At 43.6% G+C, this 19794-nt stretch carries 16 protein-coding genes and 5 pseudogenes; 1 reads left to right on the top strand and 20 read right to left on the bottom strand.

Going from position 1 to position 19794, the window contains the following annotated elements:
- Positions 1 to 24: 24 nt before the first annotated feature.
- The 20 genes and pseudogenes from N4T56_RS06055 to yceD form a co-directional block, all read right to left on the bottom strand.
- Complete coding sequence (locus N4T56_RS06055) at positions 25 to 1491, bottom strand: NarK family nitrate/nitrite MFS transporter (protein ID WP_261732578.1); 1467 nt, start codon at positions 1489 to 1491, stop codon at positions 25 to 27.
- A gap of 11 nt (positions 1492 to 1502) precedes the next feature.
- The gene (nirD, locus tag N4T56_RS06050) at positions 1503 to 1829 is read right to left on the bottom strand and encodes a nitrite reductase small subunit NirD (protein WP_261732577.1); all 327 of its coding nucleotides are present in this window, start codon (positions 1827 to 1829) and stop codon (positions 1503 to 1505) included.
- Positions 1826 to 4442, bottom strand: a pseudogene (nirB, locus tag N4T56_RS06045) (nitrite reductase large subunit NirB). The gene nirD and the pseudogene nirB overlap by 4 nt, the downstream one beginning before the upstream one ends.
- Positions 4443 to 4660: 218 nt before the next feature.
- Positions 4661 to 5362 (bottom strand): ANTAR domain-containing response regulator, encoded by a 702-nt coding sequence (locus N4T56_RS06040; RefSeq protein ID WP_261732576.1) that lies wholly within the window; start codon positions 5360 to 5362, stop codon positions 4661 to 4663.
- Complete coding sequence (locus N4T56_RS06035) at positions 5350 to 6513, bottom strand: glycosyl transferase (RefSeq protein ID WP_261732575.1); 1164 nt, start codon at positions 6511 to 6513, stop codon at positions 5350 to 5352. Before N4T56_RS06035 ends, N4T56_RS06040 begins: the two co-directional genes overlap by 13 nt.
- The gene (cobA, locus tag N4T56_RS06030; RefSeq protein ID WP_261732574.1) at positions 6506 to 7363 is read right to left on the bottom strand and encodes a uroporphyrinogen-III C-methyltransferase; all 858 of its coding nucleotides are present in this window, start codon (positions 7361 to 7363) and stop codon (positions 6506 to 6508) included. The genes N4T56_RS06035 and cobA overlap by 8 nt, the downstream gene beginning before the upstream one ends.
- Positions 7363 to 8079 carry a (2Fe-2S)-binding protein gene (locus N4T56_RS06025; RefSeq protein ID WP_261732573.1) on the bottom strand — a complete coding sequence of 239 codons (717 nt, stop codon included), beginning with the start codon at positions 8077 to 8079 and terminating at the stop codon, positions 7363 to 7365. Before N4T56_RS06025 ends, cobA begins: the two co-directional genes overlap by 1 nt.
- Positions 8072 to 8452: a molybdopterin dinucleotide binding domain-containing protein gene (locus tag N4T56_RS06020; protein ID WP_261732572.1), complete on the bottom strand. Its 381-nt coding sequence runs from the start codon at positions 8450 to 8452 to the stop codon at positions 8072 to 8074. Before N4T56_RS06020 ends, N4T56_RS06025 begins: the two co-directional genes overlap by 8 nt.
- 7 nt (positions 8453 to 8459) lie before the next feature.
- Complete coding sequence (locus N4T56_RS06015; protein WP_261732571.1) at positions 8460 to 10142, bottom strand: molybdopterin-dependent oxidoreductase; 1683 nt, start codon at positions 10140 to 10142, stop codon at positions 8460 to 8462.
- A gap of 301 nt (positions 10143 to 10443) precedes the next feature.
- A complete protein-coding gene (gene cctA / locus N4T56_RS06010) occupies positions 10444 to 10776 on the bottom strand; it encodes a tetraheme c-type cytochrome CctA (RefSeq protein ID WP_261732570.1) in 333 nt (110 codons plus the stop codon).
- Between the two features lie 420 nt (positions 10777 to 11196).
- A pseudogene (locus N4T56_RS06005) lies at positions 11197 to 12072 on the bottom strand (NAD(P)-dependent oxidoreductase).
- Between the two features lie 14 nt (positions 12073 to 12086).
- Positions 12087 to 12575, bottom strand: coding sequence for an acyl-CoA thioesterase (locus N4T56_RS06000; RefSeq protein WP_188920384.1), 489 nt, complete (start codon positions 12573 to 12575; stop codon positions 12087 to 12089).
- A 111-nt stretch (positions 12576 to 12686) separates the two neighbouring features.
- A pseudogene (gene fabF / locus N4T56_RS05995) lies at positions 12687 to 13929 on the bottom strand (beta-ketoacyl-ACP synthase II).
- A 165-nt stretch (positions 13930 to 14094) separates the two neighbouring features.
- Complete coding sequence (gene acpP, locus N4T56_RS05990; protein ID WP_011496723.1) at positions 14095 to 14328, bottom strand: acyl carrier protein; 234 nt, start codon at positions 14326 to 14328, stop codon at positions 14095 to 14097.
- Between the two features lie 163 nt (positions 14329 to 14491).
- Positions 14492 to 15238, bottom strand: a complete 747-nt coding sequence (gene fabG / locus N4T56_RS05985; protein WP_261732569.1) for a 3-oxoacyl-ACP reductase FabG — start codon at positions 15236 to 15238, stop codon at positions 14492 to 14494.
- A 10-nt stretch (positions 15239 to 15248) separates the two neighbouring features.
- A pseudogene (fabD, locus tag N4T56_RS05980) lies at positions 15249 to 16177 on the bottom strand (ACP S-malonyltransferase).
- Between the two features lie 30 nt (positions 16178 to 16207).
- Positions 16208 to 17167, bottom strand: coding sequence for a beta-ketoacyl-ACP synthase III (locus N4T56_RS05975; protein ID WP_261732568.1), 960 nt, complete (start codon positions 17165 to 17167; stop codon positions 16208 to 16210).
- A gap of 8 nt (positions 17168 to 17175) precedes the next feature.
- Positions 17176 to 18206 (bottom strand): annotated as a pseudogene (gene plsX, locus N4T56_RS05970) (phosphate acyltransferase PlsX).
- Between the two features lie 15 nt (positions 18207 to 18221).
- Positions 18222 to 18392, bottom strand: coding sequence for a 50S ribosomal protein L32 (gene rpmF / locus N4T56_RS05965; protein ID WP_011496728.1), 171 nt, complete (start codon positions 18390 to 18392; stop codon positions 18222 to 18224).
- 18 nt (positions 18393 to 18410) lie between these two features.
- Complete coding sequence (yceD, locus tag N4T56_RS05960) at positions 18411 to 18935, bottom strand: 23S rRNA accumulation protein YceD (protein WP_261732567.1); 525 nt, start codon at positions 18933 to 18935, stop codon at positions 18411 to 18413.
- Positions 18936 to 19184: 249 nt separating this feature from the next.
- Between yceD and N4T56_RS05955 the strand changes: the two genes are divergently transcribed.
- Complete coding sequence (locus tag N4T56_RS05955; protein ID WP_261732566.1) at positions 19185 to 19787, top strand: Maf family protein; 603 nt, start codon at positions 19185 to 19187, stop codon at positions 19785 to 19787.
- Positions 19788 to 19794 lie beyond the last annotated feature (7 nt).

Below are 19794 nucleotides of genomic sequence, written 5' to 3'. Positions count from 1 at the left end.
AACAATCTCACTCATAGAGATTGCCTAGCTGACACTGATCAAGGTGACTTCACCGTCTTCATTCACTTCAGCGATATGACCTTTAGGTTCATTCATAAAGAATAAGGTAATAAAGCCAAATACAGCACTGACAGCAATGACATAGAAGAACGTTTGTGTCGTCACCATAGAATATACTGTTAAAAAGAATACCGCACCGACATTACCGTAAGCGCCTGTCATACCCGCAATTTGGCCAGTTAAGCGGCGTTTAATGAGTGGAACGGCGGCAAATACTGCGCCCTCACCACCTTGAACAAAGAAAGAACACGCCATCACAACCACTACAGCAAGAGGTAATGACCAACTTGAGTCTATTTGTGCTACCGATAAATACCCAATCGCCAAACCTGCGGTTAAAATCAGCAATGTGGTTTTACGGCCAAATTTATCACTTAACCAGCCACCACCAGGTCGAGACATCAGGTTCATAAAGGCATAACTGGACGCAACCATACCCGCTTGCGCCATACCTAGAGCAAAGGTTTCGGCAAAAAATAATGGCAACATTGACACCACAGCCAGCTCAGAACCAAACGTTGTAAAGTACAGCACATTTAATACCGCCACCTGTTTAAACTCGTAGCGCTCAAACGCTGGTACTTCAACAGAAAAAAGATGCTTATTAACTTGATATGTTTGATAAAAATCAATCAAAAATACAAACACTAAAGCTGCATAAATCAAGTTTGTGACATCTTGAGTAAACATGCTGACACCCGCTGGCGACAGCTTCCAGCCCAATAGCGCTAACGTTGCGTACATAGGCACTTTCATCACAATTAATAACACTAAATCACTTTTACTGGTGACTTCTAAACCACCGCCTTTTTTTGGCTTAAAATAGGTCGACCCCTTTGGAGTATCTGTTACGTTAAAATAATAAACAAAAGCAAATATTAAGCTCATTAAACCTGTTAACCCAATAGCATAGCGCCAACCATCAGCGCCACCAAATGCCAGTGCGATGGCCGGTAACGAAAAAGCTGCAGCGGCAGAGCCAAAGTTACCCCACCCACCGTAAATGCCCTCTGCGGTGCCTAACTCTTTGGCAGGAAACCATTCACTGACCATACGGATACCAATCACAAAGCCAGCACCAATAAAACCAATTAAAAAACGGGCTAATGCGAGTTGCTCAAATGAATCGGCAACGGCAAACATAAAGCACGGGATTGAACAAATCGCCAATAATGCAGAATACGTAATACGCGAGCTATATTTATCGGTCACCATCCCAATGATGATTCGAGCCGGAATCGTTAATGCCACATTGAGGATCAGCAAGGTTTTAATTTGCGCAGTAGTCAGTCCCAAGCTATCAGCAATCACACTGACCAGCGGGGCTGCGTTAAACCACACAACGAAGGTGATAAAAAAGGCCATCCAGCTTAAATGCATAATTTTCATTTTGCCGTTGAAAGAAAATAGCTTAAATTTTTCAGCGCTCATGACAATACTCCTTATGCTTTAGCGAATACAAGGACATGTCCCTGCTCAGTTTTGATATCAAATGGACTGGCAACTAATGATGTATCTTCAATGCACACGCCTGTCGTTAATCGATAATGTTGTTTGTATAACGGCGATGCGACGCACAGCTCTCCATCCATTTCGCAAATTAATCCGCGGGCCAACAAGCCAACACCTGTAGCAGGGTCGACATTATCTATGGCATACAAGCCGTCTTTACCTAGGTTAAAAATAGCCACGGCTTTTCCGGATACCCAAGCTGCAACACCTGTGCCTATGGGTAAGCTTGTTTCTTCACACACATTAATCCAACTCATGCTACTACCTCATCTGCTGTTGTTTGTTGCTCAGTAGTTTGTTGCTCGGTAATGTCTTTAATGGCAATGGTGCCTGCACCGACATCTTTGATATTAGGGAAACGCTGTTCGCGAACGCGTTGATAGGCATTGTTATCAGTTCCTGGCGCCTCATTTGGGTTCACAAACTCATTAAATCGCGCGAGAAACTCTGGTTTCTCAAGACTGGTTTTCCATTCACACTGATATGTTGCAGCAATCAAATCCATTTGTTGTTCTAAGGTTGAATTGATCCCTAGGGCATCGTCAATGACCACTGATTTTAAGTAGGCTAAGCCACCGTCTAACGACTCCATCCAGGTTGATGTCCGCTGTAACTTATCTGCCGTTTTGACATAAAACATCAAAATACGATCTATGTATTTATAAAGCGTTTCGATCGATAAATCGGTAGCAAACAAATCACCATGGCGTGGACGCATGCCACCGTTGCCTGCTACATAGAGGTTCCAACCTTTGTCGGTTGCGATAATGCCAATATCCTTACTTTGTGCTTCTGCACATTCTGCGGGTACATCCCGATACGGCAAATTTTAATTTGTGAGGGCTACGTAAACCTTTGTAACGATTCTCTAAATCAATAGCGAAACCCACCGCATCTTGCACTCCGTAGCGACACCAAGTACTACCAACACACGATTTTACCGTTCGCAATGACTTACCGTAGGCATGGCCTGTTTCAAAGCCTGCATCAATGAGCTTTTTCCAAATTTCAGGTAATTGTGACAAGGTTGCACCAAACATATCGATACGTTGACCACCAGTGATCTTGGTATATAAATCATAATCCTGAGCAATTTGGCCCATTGCAATTAACTTGGCAGGAGTAATTTCGCCACCCGCAACCCTTGGCACAACTGAGTAAGTGCCGTCCTTTTGGATATTGCCTAAATACGCATCATTGGTGTCTTGCAGCTGCACATGGCCGCTGTCTTGGTTTAATACATATTGGTTTTGTAAGCTGGCAAAAATCGAGGCGGCTGCAGGTTTACAAATATCGCACCCATACGTGTGGCCACTTGCTGAAGGCTTGCCGTGTTGACGCATTAAGGAGTCAAAATCATTAATACCTTCCACTTGGCATAGGTGGTACAAAGCTTGTCTGTCATGCTCAAAGTGGGCACAAATCCCGGCATTAAAATCAAGCCCAGCAGCTTGTAATGTTTGATCAATAATTTTTTGCACGACAGGCGCACAACCACCACATCCAGAAGCGGCTCGAGTACAGGACTTAATTTCTGCCATTTTGTGGCTGCCTGCTTTAACCGCATCAACAATGTCACCTTTAGTCACTTGATGACAAGAACACACAATAGAAGTGTCTTTTAAATCAGCCTCATCTTCAGCACCAGCAAGCAATAGTTCAACTGCCGTGCCTGCAATTTCATCCTGAGATAAATACAAATCAAGTAGTCGGCTGTAATCACTGTTGTCGCCAATCAGCACCGCCCCCTTTAATAACGTACCACTTTCATCTAGCCAAAGCTTTTTGTAAATGCCGGTTTGGTTATCAGACAATTCAACAAATTGGGCGTTATCAAAACCTCTGCTTGCGCCAATTGCGGCCACATCAACACCCAATAGCTTTAATTTGGTGCTCATATCAGCACCTGTAAATGTTTGGGCTTTGGTATCTGACACGCTTGATGCGATGTGAGATGCCGCCACACGAGCCATTTGATAACCAGGCGCCACTAAACCAAATATTTTTTGTTGCCATAACGCACATTCACCAATGGCATACACATCGGGTGCCGAGGTTAAACACCAATTGTCAATTTCAATCCCTCCCCGTTCTCCAATGTTAATGTTTGACACTCTTGCAAGCTGATCTTGTGGGCGAATACCGGCGGAAAAGACAATCATGTCAGTTTCAAGAAACGACTCATCATTAAATGTCATGCGGTGCAATGCGGCTTCGCCATCAATAATGGCCGTTGTGGCTTTAGAAGTATGAACACTGACGCCTAATTGTTCTATTTTACTGCACAGCAATTCACCGGCTTTATCATTTAGCTGAACGGGCATCAATTGTGGCGCAAACTCAACAACATGGGTTTTAACACCCAGTTGTTTCATCGCATTGGCGGCTTCTAGTCCCAGCAATCCACCACCAACAACGACTCCAACTTTACTGTTTGCTGCAGCGGCTTGAATGGCCTGTAAATCTTCAATGGTACGATAAACCAAACATTGATCGCGTTCGTTGCCGTTAATCGGCGGCACAAAAGGAAATGAACCCGTTGCCAACACCAATTGTTCGTATACGTAGCGTTGCCCTTTTGCGCTCGTGAGGGTTTTATTCGCCGTATCAATCGCTGTGATCAGCGTATTTAAATGCAGGGTAATCCCCCAATCTTGATAATCCTGCGCACTGGTTAGCATTAACGGATCGGCACTGCCAGTCTCAAAATATTTAGATAACTGCACCCGGTCATATGCAGGACGAGGCTCTTCACCAAACACATGTACATCAAATATTTTATTAAGCCCTAAACTACACACCTGCTCAATAAAGTGATGACCTACCATGCCATTACCAACAACCATTAATTTGGGTTTTGAGACTGCCATATCTAACTCCTTCACGCCTTATCCTGTAAAAAAACAAAAGGCGCCAACTCCACTTAAAGAGTTGGCGCCATTGCCAGTTACAATCCGAATGTTAAATTACACTGCTTAAGAATATACGGCTGTTAACCCTATCCTTACTCAGTATCTTAATAAGCTGTTGCAGGCACCATGCCAACAACAGATAAAACATAATAACCTGATTTATATATAAAAATTAATCAACAACCTTTATGTGGCATGATCGACATGTCCACCTTAGACGCAGCCGCACCATAATGAGGTGCACCACTTTTTCTCACTGCTGAATTAGCTTGTTTTACTTGGGTTGTTGATGGTGTAGCACCACTCACAACAGCAATAATTTGTGCTGACATTTGCGCCAATGTGACGCCTTTTTGCATTGCTTGTTGTTGAATAATTTGATGTGCTTTTGTTTCATCAAAACCTTGTTGCATTACAATTAACTTTGCTTGACTGAGTAATTTTATACCGCGAATTTCTTCATCTAGTTTTTTGAATTCTGCAATCGTTTTGCTTGCCGCACTAAAACGGGCTTGCGCTAAACTCACCACGCTGGTTAACCGGTTAACCGTTAACATTTCAGGTATAAATGTGATGCGTCCACAGTCAAGTAAATGAGTCAGTTCGGTTTGTTGCCATGTTTTAGCGTTAACAATTATCACTAAAGGCTTAATGGCTAAAATACGTTGGATCAGTCCTAAAATATGACCTTGTAAAGAATCCGTGAGCACCAATAAGGTATCAAAATGTTGCTGCTGCAAACGCTGTTCAATTTTTGTGACTGAATTCAATACTGTGACAGAGCCAAAGGCGGTTAAACAAGCTTGATATTGTGCTATGTCGCAATCGGCAACCGGCACTGCCGTAAAACTAGTGTCACAAAAAATTAAACTGCGCATAACCACTCCTTATTAACCATTGAATCAGTTTTATCTGTGACGATTAATCGCGTCGACCAATATTGTAGACTCAATTTTTTTAATTGTTCGGCTGTTAAATCAGATATGTAATCTTCTGATTTGTAATGTAATAAATATAAAATAGCCATCAAAGTCGCTTGTACGCTGCTCAAGGCTTGCTCAATCATCGAACATGACATCAATGCCTTCATCGCTTTACTGTCAAAAGGCGCCGTTTCGCGCCACAACAGTGCAAGTGCTTGCGAAGACAGCTCTGCCTGGCCGACTTTTGCACCAGAAAAAGCCGTTAAGAATGTGGCAATATCGACATTCGACATCGCGATATCACTTTGCAAACCATTAATAATACTGATTGAAGTTTCTACACGTGGATTCAGTTCGGTTTCGCCTTGCAAGCCTTTAAAAATGGCTATAACACCTGGTTGATAACTGTGTTGCTCAAATAGTATTTGGCTCACGCCTTGATGAATTTTATCGATTCCAGGATGAAAATAACTGCGTAAACTCAGTGGCGCATTAGCTGGATTAATACAACGAACAGCAGTTTGAATTAAACTGCGTAATCCAAGCTCTTGATGTAATTGACGACATTCATCAAGCACAGGCGCTATATCACCTGCTCGCACATACACTATGCCTGAACGGTCTAATTCAGATTTAGCGGTTAATGGATCTTTACAGCGCACAATATCAAGTGAATCAATGCATGACTCAACATGCCGACGATGCGGTAGCGCTTGGCTATCTCCGTGCAGTAAGACTCGGACACCATGATTAGCCAGTAATTTTGCCACCAGTAATAACCAGGGTAATTGCTCACGTTTACCGGCATAGACTGGCCAGTCAATTTCAACGTTTAATTGGCTCCACCTCATATCGATGGTGTGACGTAGTCCAGCGACCACACCCGCAACTTCTGCCACTGTTTCGCCGCGTACCCGCATTAACATCATCGCACTGGCCATTTGCACCGGCGTCACTTTCGCTTGCGCAAAGCCTTGTATCAGCAAACTTGCCTCGGCGTACGTTAAACTGCGTGAACCTTTTTCACCTTTACCTAAGGCTTTGATCAGTAATCTAAAGTCAAATTCAGCCACTGAGGTTAATGCTAACTCACCAATTTTAGGCATACATAGCCTCATACTGAGTAGAGTCATCAATATCAGCCAATAATGTGGCTAATTGTTGTCCGACGCTGACAACCTCACCAATAATAATCAATGTTGGCCCCGCATCGTGTATCGACATCGCAGCTTGAGACATTGTCGATACCGTTGCATACGTGATGATTTGATTCGTACGACCGCCGTTAGTTACAAATGCGACCGGCAATGAGCCCTGACAATTGGCCTCGAGCAATCCCATTGCGATGCGATTGGCTTGTTCTTTACCCATATAAAACACTAAAGTCGATTGCGCGGCTAACAATGCATGCCATTGCGTCGCAATACCTGCGTTGTCGTCATCCGTCATTTTTGTGCCAGTAATTAAAGTGACGCTGCGCGCGATACCACGATATGTCAGCGGGATCCCTGTGCTCGATGCACTCCCAAGCGCCGCTGTTACTCCAGCAATAAATTGCGATCGTACATTGTGCTCAGCTAAATACAGTGCCTCTTCAGCTCCACGGCCGAAAATATGTGGGTCACCACCTTTTAAGCGCACCACTTTACGCCCTTGCTTAGCAAGCTTAAGTAATAACGCGTTAATATCTTCTTGTTTAATGCTCGGTTGGCCGCAACGTTTACCAACAAAATGGCGCTGACAGTTGACACTAACTAAGGTCAAAATGTCACTGCTCACTAAGCTGTCGTAAACTAATGCATCAGCTTGTGCGACAATGCGCGCCGCCTTAATCGTCATTAAATCGAGCTGACCACACCCAGCGCCAACAATGGCAACCTCCCCTGCCTCTAACTCAGTAACAGAATCGCCGCCAATAGGCTCAACACTTTGGATTAATCGATCAACAGTATTCATTAGGCAACATCCTCTTCTGTTACGGTAGGGTATTGAAACTCGGTATACGATAAAGCCTGTTGCCAATGTGCTTGCGCACATTGCTTTACTTCACTATTGCAGCTGCCGCATTGACGACCACAACCCAGTGTGGATTGAGTAATATCCAAAGCGTTGGCAAAGCTCATATTTTGCAGGCCGCCATTAAACATTTGTTGATCAAATTGCGCGTTAATCTCATCTGCAATTTGTGCTTGAGTCACCCCAGTACAAGCACAGACGAGTGGACTATTACCCGCTTGAATTTGTTGGTGTAACTGCTTGATAAATGCAGAGTCTAGTTGCTTACCAATAAATCCATTTAGCGGCTCTAAAGCCAATGCGATTTGGCTTGAAGACAGGATTTTAAGCGCGGTAACACTGTTTTCAACCATGTTACATTGAATATAAAAACATTGATTATTGTAGGTAAATGACCATGACAATGAGTGAGGTGTTGCCTGATATGTAAAGCTTTTTTCAGAGTAACTAAAGCCCACATGATGACAAACACCACTCGACAAGGTTTGTGCAACTTGCCAGCATAGGCCATCTGCAGCAGGATCATGCAACCCAAATACCACGCCCTGCAATGCCAGTTCGATTCGCGTTAAGCTCACCGGTTGGCATTTAAAGCCAGGTTGTTGTGATAAAGGATCGACACGGTTATCAATAGCCTGGTTAACTCCTTTACCCAATGAAAACTGGTGCAGACCAATGCATTGACATAAAAGCGATATTCGCAGGCATATCTTCATCGGAGACGACTCTAGCCATTGCCTTATTCTGCGCTGCGCTATCGGCCTGCATATCATCAAGGACATTAATACGGACTAAATCACCGTCATTTAGTGACAAAGAAGCTAGTTTGTTTGGGTGAAGCTGGATTATTGGTTCAGGGATACTCGCACGTAAGCTGGCAATATGACCAGTGCGCGTCATGGTATGCCATTGATCGCGACTGCGGCCACTGTTGAGTAAAACCTGTGTTTCAGCTGAATTGGCCGTATGTGCATTATTGATCCCCTTAGGCACAATAAATTGCGCTTTAGCACTTGGCGTGGCAAACACACCTTGGCTAAATAAACGTAAACCGCTTTGGCCAATGTGCTCTGCTGAAGCGATAGGTCAGTTGAGTCGGAGCTAAATGGTCATATTCTTGCTGAGTTAAATTCGCTAATCCACTGATGTCGAATACTTTACCGGCAAAAGTTTGCTTAACTTGAGCAGACAAACGGGCAAATTCATTAAACACACTGGCATTAGTTTTAAATTCAAATCCCTGAAAACCCATTTTTTGTGCAACCTGGCTTATCGCCCACCAATCAGGTTTGCTTTGGCCTTTAGGCATCATAAAACCACGTTGGCGGCTTATTGTGCGTTCACTATTGGTTACTGTGCCACACTTTTCCGACCAACCTTGTGCAGGTAATAATACATCAGCAAGTTTTGCAGTATCTGAATCGGGGCTGATTTCTGACACCACCACAAAGGGGCAATCAGCCAAAGCCAGGGCAACTTTATTACTGTTTGGCAACGACACCACAGGATTAGTCCCCATGATCCAGATAGCTTTTATTTTACCTTCAGCAAGCGCATCAAACATATCAACAGCGGCTAACCCTTTTTTGTTTGCTACGCCATCGACTTGCCAGAAGTTAGTTAACAATTGTTGTTCTGGCGCAGAAAACCCCATATGGCAAGCTAATTGCGTTGCTAAGCCGCCCACCTCACGACCGCCCATAGCATTGGGCTGCCCTGTCAATGAGAAAAAACCGCATCCTGCTTGGCCGATGTGGCCTAGTGCAAGATGACAATGAATAATCGCCTGGGTTATTTCAGTACCAATAACCGACTGATTCACTCCCTGGCATGAGGCGCTAAGCACTTTATTGCCATCAATAAACAGCTGATAAAATTGAGTTAATGTTGCTAAAGACACGCCAACTATTTTAGCAAGGCTTGCTAGATTGCAACTTAATTGCTGGGCGCTTTCAATAATGTCGTCATAGCCCTGAGTGTGTGCAGTAATATAATCATGATTTACACTGTTACTGTCGGCTAAAAAACCGAGCAAACCATGAAACAAGGCTAAATCAGCACCTGGTTTAATGGCTAAATGAATATCCGCTTGTTTTGCTGTAGCTGTTGCAATGGGATCGATAACCACTAATTGGCTGTGATTAGCCTTTTTGGCCGCTAAAATGCGTTGAAACAATACTGGGTGGGTCCATGCTGTATTTGCACCAATCAATACTATAACGTCCGCATGTTCAATATCATCGTAACAACCTGGCACCACATCCTCACCAAAGCTCCCCTGCATAGCGCTCACCGCAGATGACATACAAAGGCGTGAATTAGTGTCAACATTAGCGGTCTTTAAATAGCCTTTAGCAAATTTGTTTGCGACATAATAATCTTCGGTGAGTAACTGACCAGAAAGGTACAGTGCGACTGAATCTGGGCCAAATTCGGCAATGGTATTAGCAAACTTATCGGCAATTAAGCTGCTTGCGTCATCCCAGTTTATTGGCTTTCCAGAGCGTAATATCGGATACCGAAGCACATTAGGTTGGGCTAAACTATCGAGGAGTCGCTCACCTTTAGCACATAAATGTCCATGGTTGGCAGGATGATTAATGTCACCAGTAAGTGTTAAATTTGAGCGATCAACATTTTCCCAATCAGCTTGAGTTGAGGACACACTAATTCCGCATCCGACACCACAATAAGCACAACTTGATAGGATAGCTGACATACTTTGACCCTTTCGCATTCATCATTTATTGATGTTAGTACTGCGAAAGCTGTGCCAAAAAATTAACTTACTGATTTAACGTAGAATTAGAAATTATAATATGATGTTTACCCCAACATTTGCGCAACAAAAGTGCAAGGCGGCACAATTAAAGTGCGTATCTATTTGAAAACAATAGATTTTATATACCTACAAAGAGGTATACCAGTCATCTGCAAGGGGTTCATATATGGTATTAAAGGGGGAGGCAGAAACAAAAATACCGACACGAATGTCGGTATTTTTAATTTATTCGAACGGCTTATTCTGCAGTACGACCATCATCGTGACATGTATCACAAGTTGGTTTTTCACCTACAGTAGCTTCGTGAGGCGCGTGACAATCAGCACACATTAACATGCCATCATGCGCTTGGTGAGTCTCGTCCATTTCTTCAAGAGAACCGTGACAACTTTGACATTGTTCAAATTCAAACTCTCCATCAGCTGATGGCTCGCCATCTGCGTGACAGTTTTCACAGCCACCCATTTCAACGTGAAACTCAGCAAGAGTTTCATCAGCAGCGAATGACGCTGAAGACATCATTACAGCAAAACCAGCGGCAAACAACGCACTAAGTAGCTTATTGCTCATCTTATATTCCTCCATTATGTGTGCATATTCGCATTCTTTTTAATCGATGCGGAACAAACACAGCAGCACGATACTTCACTTAAAAAAAGCCCAACTCTTTAGGTAACATCAATCCAAATCTTTAGACTATATAAAAGTAGTTAACCAATTAGCTTTAAGCAAAATTAATTTAGATTAAGTAATAATAGCAGCATTATCCATTAGAATATGTGCGCTACATCATGTAACTCGATGGTTTTTATTCAATAAATTCAAGTTAACCACAATCAAACTAGTTGCGTTGTGCCGTTAACACTCGATCAAACACGACTACGATGCGTGAAATATATCGATTTAATACATTTGTCCTGCATCAAAATTAGCACAATAAAAAGCCCCAAAATATTGGGGCTAAAGTCATGATTATAAATATAGCTGGTATTAATCGCGTGTCTTTTCGAGGCGGGCGAGTAAGCTCGATGTGTCCCAACGGTTACCTTTCATCGCTTGCACTTCCGAGTAGAATTGATCAACTAATGCCGCTACGGGTAAATGACTGCCATTTCGGCGCGCTTCATCTAATGCAATGCCTAAATCTTTGCGCATCCAATCAATCGCAAAACCAAAATCGTATTTACCTTGCCACATGGTTTGATAGCGGTTTTCCATCTGCCAGCTTTGCGCTGCACCTTTACTGATAACCTCAATCACTTTAAGACCATCTAAACCGGCACTTTTTGCAAAGTGGAGCCCTTCAGCTAAACCTTGAACCACACCAGCAATACAAATTTGATTAACCATTTTGGTCAATTGCCCTGAGCCCACCGGCACCTAAAGCTCAGCGCAGCGGCTATACGCTGCGATTACAGGTTTAACGGCATCAAAGTCAGCCGGTTCGCCGCCCATCATCACCGTTAACACACCATTTTCTGCCCCGGCTTGACCACCAGACACTGGCGCATCTAAAAAAGCAATATTAAGCGGCTTAATACGCGCAGCTATCTCACGAGCAACATCCGCAGAAGCCGTTGTGTGATCAACCAATACTGAGCCACCATGCATGCCGTGAATAACACCTTGCTCCCCCAACACCACTTGGCGAAGATCATCATCATTACCGACACAGGTAAACACAATATCCTGGCCTTTGGCTGCATCTTTTGGTGTAGCGGCAGATTGACCACCATATTGCTCAACCCACTTAGCAGCTTTTGCCGCAGTACGGTTGTAAACGGTGACCTCATGACCACTGTTAACTAAATGCCCCGCCATCGGGTATCCCATAACGCCTAAACCAATAAATGCAACCTTGGCCATGATGTTTTCCTTATTTATTCAACTGAAGGTTTAACGTGAGCTTCCATTTCTGCGCCAATACGCTTGCGCATATCCATCAAGCGCAATGCACTATCGCGTAAGCGAATGTCATCGGCATTAGCTGGGATCCATTCAGGTACTGACGTCGGTTTACCATCATCATCGACAGCGACCATAATCACAATACAATGAGTGGTTAAATGACGCTCTGAATCTTTAGGATCGCCCGCTTTAACATCGATGCCAATATGCATCGATGTTGTGCCGGTATAAATAACTTTACCTGTCACTTCAACAATATTACCTACATGGATGGGTTTAACAAAACGAATACCGCCAGCATAAACAGTAATACAATACTTACCACTCCAACCTGCGGCGGCGGCATAGGCCGCTAAATCGATCCATTTCATCACCGCACCACCGTGCACCTTACCGCCGAAATTAACATCTGCAGGTTCGGCCAAAAAACGCAATGTAAGCTGTCTATCTTTACCGGCCATAAAGCCTCCAATTCATTCGATGGTGTACCGCACGTCATTCAAATCGATTAACGATACACTGAGTACTTTTACAAAAAAAGCGCACTAGGCGCTTTTTTTGAAGGACGTACATTAGTCAACTTTTTTGAACAATAATGAGCCGTTTGTGCCACCAAATCCAAATGAGTTACATAAAGCGTAATCAAATTGATGACGACGAGAGGTGTGCGCAACAAAGTCTAAATCGCAACCTTCATCAGGATTATCTAAGTTAATCGTTGGCGGCACATGTTGGTCACGCAGCGCAAGCAAGGTAATGATGGCTTCAATTGCACCAGCCGCGCCCAGTAAATGTCCGGTCATTGACTTAGTTGAGCTCACTAACAAGTCATAAGCGTGAGGACCAAAGACCGCTTTAACCGCGGCTGCTTCTGCTTTATCACCTGCATTAGTTGAAGTGCCATGGGCATTAATATAACCCACTTGCTCTTTTTGAATTTGTGCATCGTTAATCGCGTTAACCATTGCCGCGGCAGCACCTGCGCCATCACTTGGCGGCGAGGTCATGTGAAATGCATCGCCACTCATGCCAAAGCCAACTAATTCACCGTAAATTTTGGCACCACGCGCTTTAGCACGTTCGTACTCTTCCATCACAATCACACCCGCGCCATCGCCAATCACAAAGCCGTCACGGTCTTTGTCCCATGGACGACTTGCCGCAGTTGGATCATCATTGCGTGTCGACAATGCTTTAGCGGCACTAAAACCAGCTACACCCAACGGACTGGTCACATCTTCTGCACCACCAGCAACCATCACATCGGCATCGCCGTAAGCAATTGTGCGGGCAGCAAAACCAATATTATGCACACCGGTAGTACAAGCAGTGGTCACAGCAAAGTTAGGTGCCTGTCATGCCATACATAATCGATAAATGCCCGGCAATCATGTTAATAATGGTGCTTGGTACAAAGAAGGGAGACACTTTACGTGATTCACCATTAAGTAACGCTGAGTGGCCTTGTTCAATTAACCACATACCGCCCATGCCAGCACCAATTGCAGTGCCAACACGAGCTGGGTTTTCTTGGCTCATATCAAGACCTGAGTCTTTAACGGCTTGAATGCCTGCTGCCATACCGTATTGGATAAATAAATCCATTTTACGGGCATCTTTTTTTGACAAATATTGTTCGACGTCAAAATCTTTCACCGAACCACTGAAACGGGTGCCAAATTCGCTGGCATCAAACTTAGTGATTGGCGCAATACCACTCTGACCTGCCAATAAGGCATTCCAAGAAGACTCGACATCATTACCTACTGGAGTCACAAGCCCAAGACCTGTGATGACGACACGACGTTTAGACATGATATTCACCTTTAAATAAAATCTGCCACGATGCCATTATTGCGATAACGCTAAAAAGAGATATAAGGGGGGATATTCTAGTGCAATTAAATGGAACGAGCGTTTACAAATGCTTTAAACAAAAAACAGGCGGCATAAATGCCGCCTGTTAATGTGAATTCTTGATTACTGATTCTTAGAAACGTAATCGATCGCTGCTTGAACAGTAGTGATCTTTTCAGCTTCTTCGTCAGGGATCTCGGTATCAAACTCTTCTTCTAGAGCCATAACCAATTCAACCGTGTCTAGAGAATCAGCGCCTAAATCGTCTACAAAAGAAGCAGCTGATTTAACGTCTTCTTCTTTAACGCCAAGTTGTTCGATGATGATTTTCTTTACACGTTCTTCGATGTTGCTCATTAGTTTTCTTTCCTATTCAAATTACGCACTTGCGTAAGATTGCGAGTAGTTTATTCGAATTAGATAACAATGCAAGCATAGATTTTGTGGTCTAACCACAAAAATTAACATTGAATTATCACTAACCCTGACTCAAATGAAGGTAGTTTCCTACCTATCGCCCTTAAACCATGTACATACCGCCATTCACATGCAATGTCTCGCCTGTGATGTAAGCGGCTGAATCTGAGGCCAAAAACAATACTGCATTGGCAATTTCTTGTGCTTGCCCTAAACGTTCCATCGGAACTTGCGACATAATAGCTTGTTGCTGCTCCGGTGTCAGCTCATCTGTCATATCTGTCTGAATAAATCCAGGCGCAATAGCATTCACTGTTATTTGACGAGATGCAACCTCTCTTGCAAGAGATTTTGTAAATCCAATCAAACCAGCTTTTGCTGCCGAGTAATTTACTTGGCCAGCATTACCCATTGTACCCACTACTGAACCGATACTGATAATACGTCCGAAACGTTTTTTCATCATAGATCGCATTACTGGTTTAGACAATTTAAATAACGACGTCAAGTTTGTGTCGATAATGTCTTGCCATTCATCGTCTTTCATTCGCATCAATAAATTGTCGCGGGTAATACCTGCGTTGTTGATGAGAATATCAACATCACCCGTTTTTTCTTTGATCTGGCTATATAAATCGGCAACCGATTGAGTATCAGTGACATTTAACACCATCCCAAAGCCTTTGTCACCTAAGTATTGTTGAATTGCAGCTGCACCCTTTTCACTGGTAGCGGTACCAATGACGACTGCGCCAGCTTGTTGTAGCGATTCAGCAATTGCACGGCCAATGCCACGACTGGCGCCGGTAACAAGCGCTACCTTACCGTCTAAATTGATGCTAAAGCTCATAAAAACTCCTTTATTCGGTTAATGCTGCAAATGAAGCAACATCATTGACTGCTTGAGCGGATATTGATTTATTAATTCTTTTTGTTAAACCCGTTAACACTTTACCTGTAGCTACACTCAACTAAATTTGTAACACCTTGTGTCGCCATGAACTCAACCGTCTCACTCCAGCGCACAGGACAATATAATTGGCGTACTAAAGCGTCTTTAATCTCCTCGCCTTCTGTTGGCATTGCCACATCAACATTATTAATCACGTTAATTTTAGGTGTTGAGAAGGTCACTTCAGTTAACGCTTTGGCTAATTCATCAGCAGCGGGCTTCATTAACGCACAGTGAGACGGCACACTAACAGGCAAGGCAACAGCCATTTTAGCGCCAGCGGCTTTACACGCTGCGGCAGCGCGTTCTACTGCGGCTTTTTCACCAGCAATCACGACTTGTCCAGGGCTGTTGTAATTTACAGGGCTAACAACGGCACCTTCAGCAGCTTCTTCACATGCGGCTGCTATGGCATCATCCGCAAGGCCAATAATGGCAAACATCGCACCAGAGCCAGCTGGCACAGCTTGTTGCATTAATTTACCGCGTAGTTCAACTAATTTAACCGCGTCAGTAAACTCAATCACACCCGCACACACTAACGCTGAGTATTCACCTAAGCTGTGACCTGCAAGTAATGAAGGCATCGGTTTGTTTGATGCTTGATAAGCGCGCCAAATAGCAACACTTGCCGTTAACAACGCTGGTTGAGTTTTGTCTGTTTCATTTAAGGTTTCTACTGGTGCCATTTGCCACAAGATCCCATAAACTGTAGCCTAGTGCGTCACTCGCCTCTGCAAAAGTTTGCCCAATAATCTCGTGAGATTGTGCCAGTTCAGCTAACATTCCTACGGCCTGAGAACCTTGACCTGGAAATACAAAAGCAACATTTTCCATAAACGCTTACCTGTATAAATAAATGAATAATTAAAAACGAATTAACGCACTGCCCCAGGCAAAACCGCCACCAAAGGCTTCGAGTAATAATAGTTGTCCGCGTTGAATACGACCATCTCGTACAGCTTCATCAAGCGCGATAGGCACTGAAGCTGCTGAGGTATTACCGTGCTTAGCAAGAGTAAGCACGACTTTATCTAAACTCATGCTGAGTTTTTTAGCGGTGGCATTAATAATACGGAAATTGGCTTGGTGTGGCACTAACCAATCAATTTCAGATTTATCGACATTATTAAGGCGTAACGTTTCAGTGACTACATTCGATAATTGCGTCACCGCCACTTTAAATACGTCATTGCCTTTCATCGTCATAAAACTGACTGCTTCAGAGCTTTCACTTGAGCGAGGAGGAAAAGCGCACTTTAATAAGTCGCCTTGACTGCCATCGGCATAAATGTGAGTTGCAATAATACCAGGGCTATCACTTGCGCCAATCACTGCTGCACCTGCACCATCACCAAATAATATAACGGTTGTTCTATCGGCGGGGTCGCACATACGCGACAGCACATCTGCACCTATGACTAATACTTTTTTGGCTGCACCGTTTTTCACAAACTGGTCTGCAACTGACAATGCATAGACAAAACCAGAACACGCAGCAGCAATATCAAAGGCTGGAATGTTCTTAACGCCTAGTAAAGCTTGGATTTCGCAGGCAGCGGCAGGGAATGCGTTGGTTGCACTTGTTGTGCCGCAAACAATCATATCGAGCTCGCTCGCGTCAATGCCGGCCATTTCAAGTGCTTTTAATGCAGCCTGATAGCCCATTGTTGACACCGATTCATCTGTTGCAGCAATGCGCCGCTCAGAAATACCGGTTCTATCAACAATCCATTGGTCACTGGTTTCAACCATTTTTTCGAGATCTTGATTGCTACGTACTTGCACAGGCAGGTAGCTGCCTGTTCCGAGAATTTTTGTGTGCATATATGAGATCAGCTATTGATGTCTAAAAGAATCGACTCCAAACGATCTTTAATCATTTCAGGAAGACGACGTTTTGCTTCTGTTGCTGCTAAATTTAATGCTTGTAAAAATGCAGCTTCATCCGCGTTACCATGACTCTTTACTACTATTCCGCGCAATCCTATCAGACTTGCACCATTATAGTGGTCGGGGTTCATCTTACTGAGAACAGCTTGTATGTGTGGAGAGATGAGTTTGGAGAGTAAACGAACAAAAAAGCCGTCTTTTAAACCGCGCTTTAATTGATGCACTAATAACTTGGCAATGCCTTCAGAGGTTTTTAGGGTAATGTTGCCCACAAAACCATCACAGACAATCACATCCACGTTACCGGTATAAATTTCATCACCTTCAACAAAACCAATGTAATTGATTTGATCAGTATGCTGAAGCAACTGACCTGCTTGTTGAACTTGATCGTTACCTTTTACCTCTTCAATGCCCACATTTAATAATGCCACTTTAGGACGGGCTTTTTTATGGACAGCTTCACACAATACTGATCCCATAATGGCAAATTGAAATAAGGCTTCTGAATCGCAAGACACATTTGCGCCTAAATCAAGTAAATAAACCGGCTTCCCCGTCATTGCGGGTAAACAAGACACTAATGCAGGTCTATCAATGCCTGGTAAGGTTTTTAATAACACCTTAGCCATTGCCATTAACGCGCCAGTGTTCCCTGCACTCACACAGGCGGCCGCTTTTCCGTCACGTACTAATTCAAGCGCAAGTCTCATTGAGCTATTTTTACGCGAACGCAAAGCATGAATGGAGCCGATCACACATGGTGACAACTTCGGTAGTGTGGATTATTTCGATACGATCAAGATAAGTAGAAGGAGTTTCAGGTAGATATTTTTGTATTTCGGTTTGATTACCAACCAAAATAATTTTGAGGGTGCTATGAAATTTCAATGCCTGCATTGCTGCAGGCACTGTCACGTGTGGACTCATGATCGCCCCCCATCGCATCTAACGCAAGCGTCAGATTTATCATCAGATCAGCAACAAATTACTTGTTGATAACCTTTTTACCGCGGTAGAAACCATCAGCAGTCACGTTGTGACGTAGATGTAATTCACCGCTAGTTGCGTCAACTGATAATTGAGCAGTGCTCAATGCATCATGTGAACGACGCATGCCGCGCTTTGAACGTGATTTTTTATTCTGTTGTACAGCCATTTGACCTGTCTCCTACGATTACTTGCTCTTCAGTTTTTCTAACACTGCAAACGGATTTGGACGCTCCTCTTGAGCGGGGTCGATCTCGCCTACAACTACATCTTTCGATCCCTGGCTGCAATCAGTATCTTCATGCATAGGGATGATAGGCATAGCGACTATCAATTCATCTTCAATCAATTGATGCAGACGTACTTCACCAATATCATTACACTCAATTGGATCATACGCATCCGGGAGCTCATCGATTTCTGCCTCAGTCCGACAAGGACTAAAACAAAAGTCGACCGTAACCTCAGTAGTAAATTGTGTCATGCAACGTTGACATAGCAGAGTGAGCTCCGTCACAGCCTTCCCGCGAAGGTAGACTATCCCCTGTAAATCGACGCCACATTCCAACGACACAACTACGTCGGAACAGTCGCCGGCACATAACTCGCTTAATCGCTTTAGTTGCTTACCTGGCACATAACCTTCATAACGAAGGCCGCTTGAGGCAGCGCGTATAGGATCAATTGAAACCGGTATCTTTACTGTTTGCATAAGGCGCGCATATTATAGTTTGAAAACGCTGGAGTCAAAGAAAATTTCCGTAAAAATACGGCAACCTCACCTAACATTGAAAATTTAGGTACTCTTTTATCCGGCATTGAATTTGAAAGTTGGCAAATTTTACCGAACCCAACCCCATCACACAAGCATTACTCGGTGAAAAATACTCCATTTGATTCACTGATTACAGTAAACTGACAGATAATCGCTCATGACAAACAGTAAAAATAAATAAACCTGATGAAATACAAACTTATACTCGCTTCGACATCGCCTTTTCGACAACAATTAATGCAAAAACTAATGTGCCCTTTTGACTGCGTCAGTCCCGATATTGATGAATCGCCACTCAACAATGAAAGCGCTCAACAATTAGTACTACGTTTAGCTGAGCAAAAAGCATTGGCTGGGGCTAAATTAACCGCTGACACAAAGACAAGCCAACTGATTATAGGCTCAGATCAGGTAGCGATGATCAATGGCGCAATAATAGGTAAACCTCACACAGTAGAAAACGCCATTGCACAACTCACTGCGGCATCGGGTCAAGCCATTACTTTTTATACTGGCCTTGCGGTTTACAACAGCGCAAATCAACAAATGCTGTCGTGTATTGAGCCCTTTACTGTCCATTTTAAAACCTTGTCGCAAGCGCAGATCCGCAGTTACATCGACAAAGAGCAACCTTTATATTGCTCTGGCAGTTTTAAAAGCGAAGGATTAGGCATAGCCCTGTTTAGCCGTTTAGAAGGTGATGACCCCAATACACTGATTGGATTACCCCTTATTAAGCTGATTGATTTATTGCAGCAACACGGAATGGATGTGTTAGAGATAACATAATCACAAG

Origin of the sequence: Shewanella phaeophyticola, assembly GCF_025398315.1 — a bacterium.
GTDB lineage: Bacteria > Pseudomonadota > Gammaproteobacteria > Enterobacterales > Shewanellaceae > Shewanella > Shewanella phaeophyticola.
This window is presented reverse-complemented; position numbering and strand designations above follow the sequence as displayed.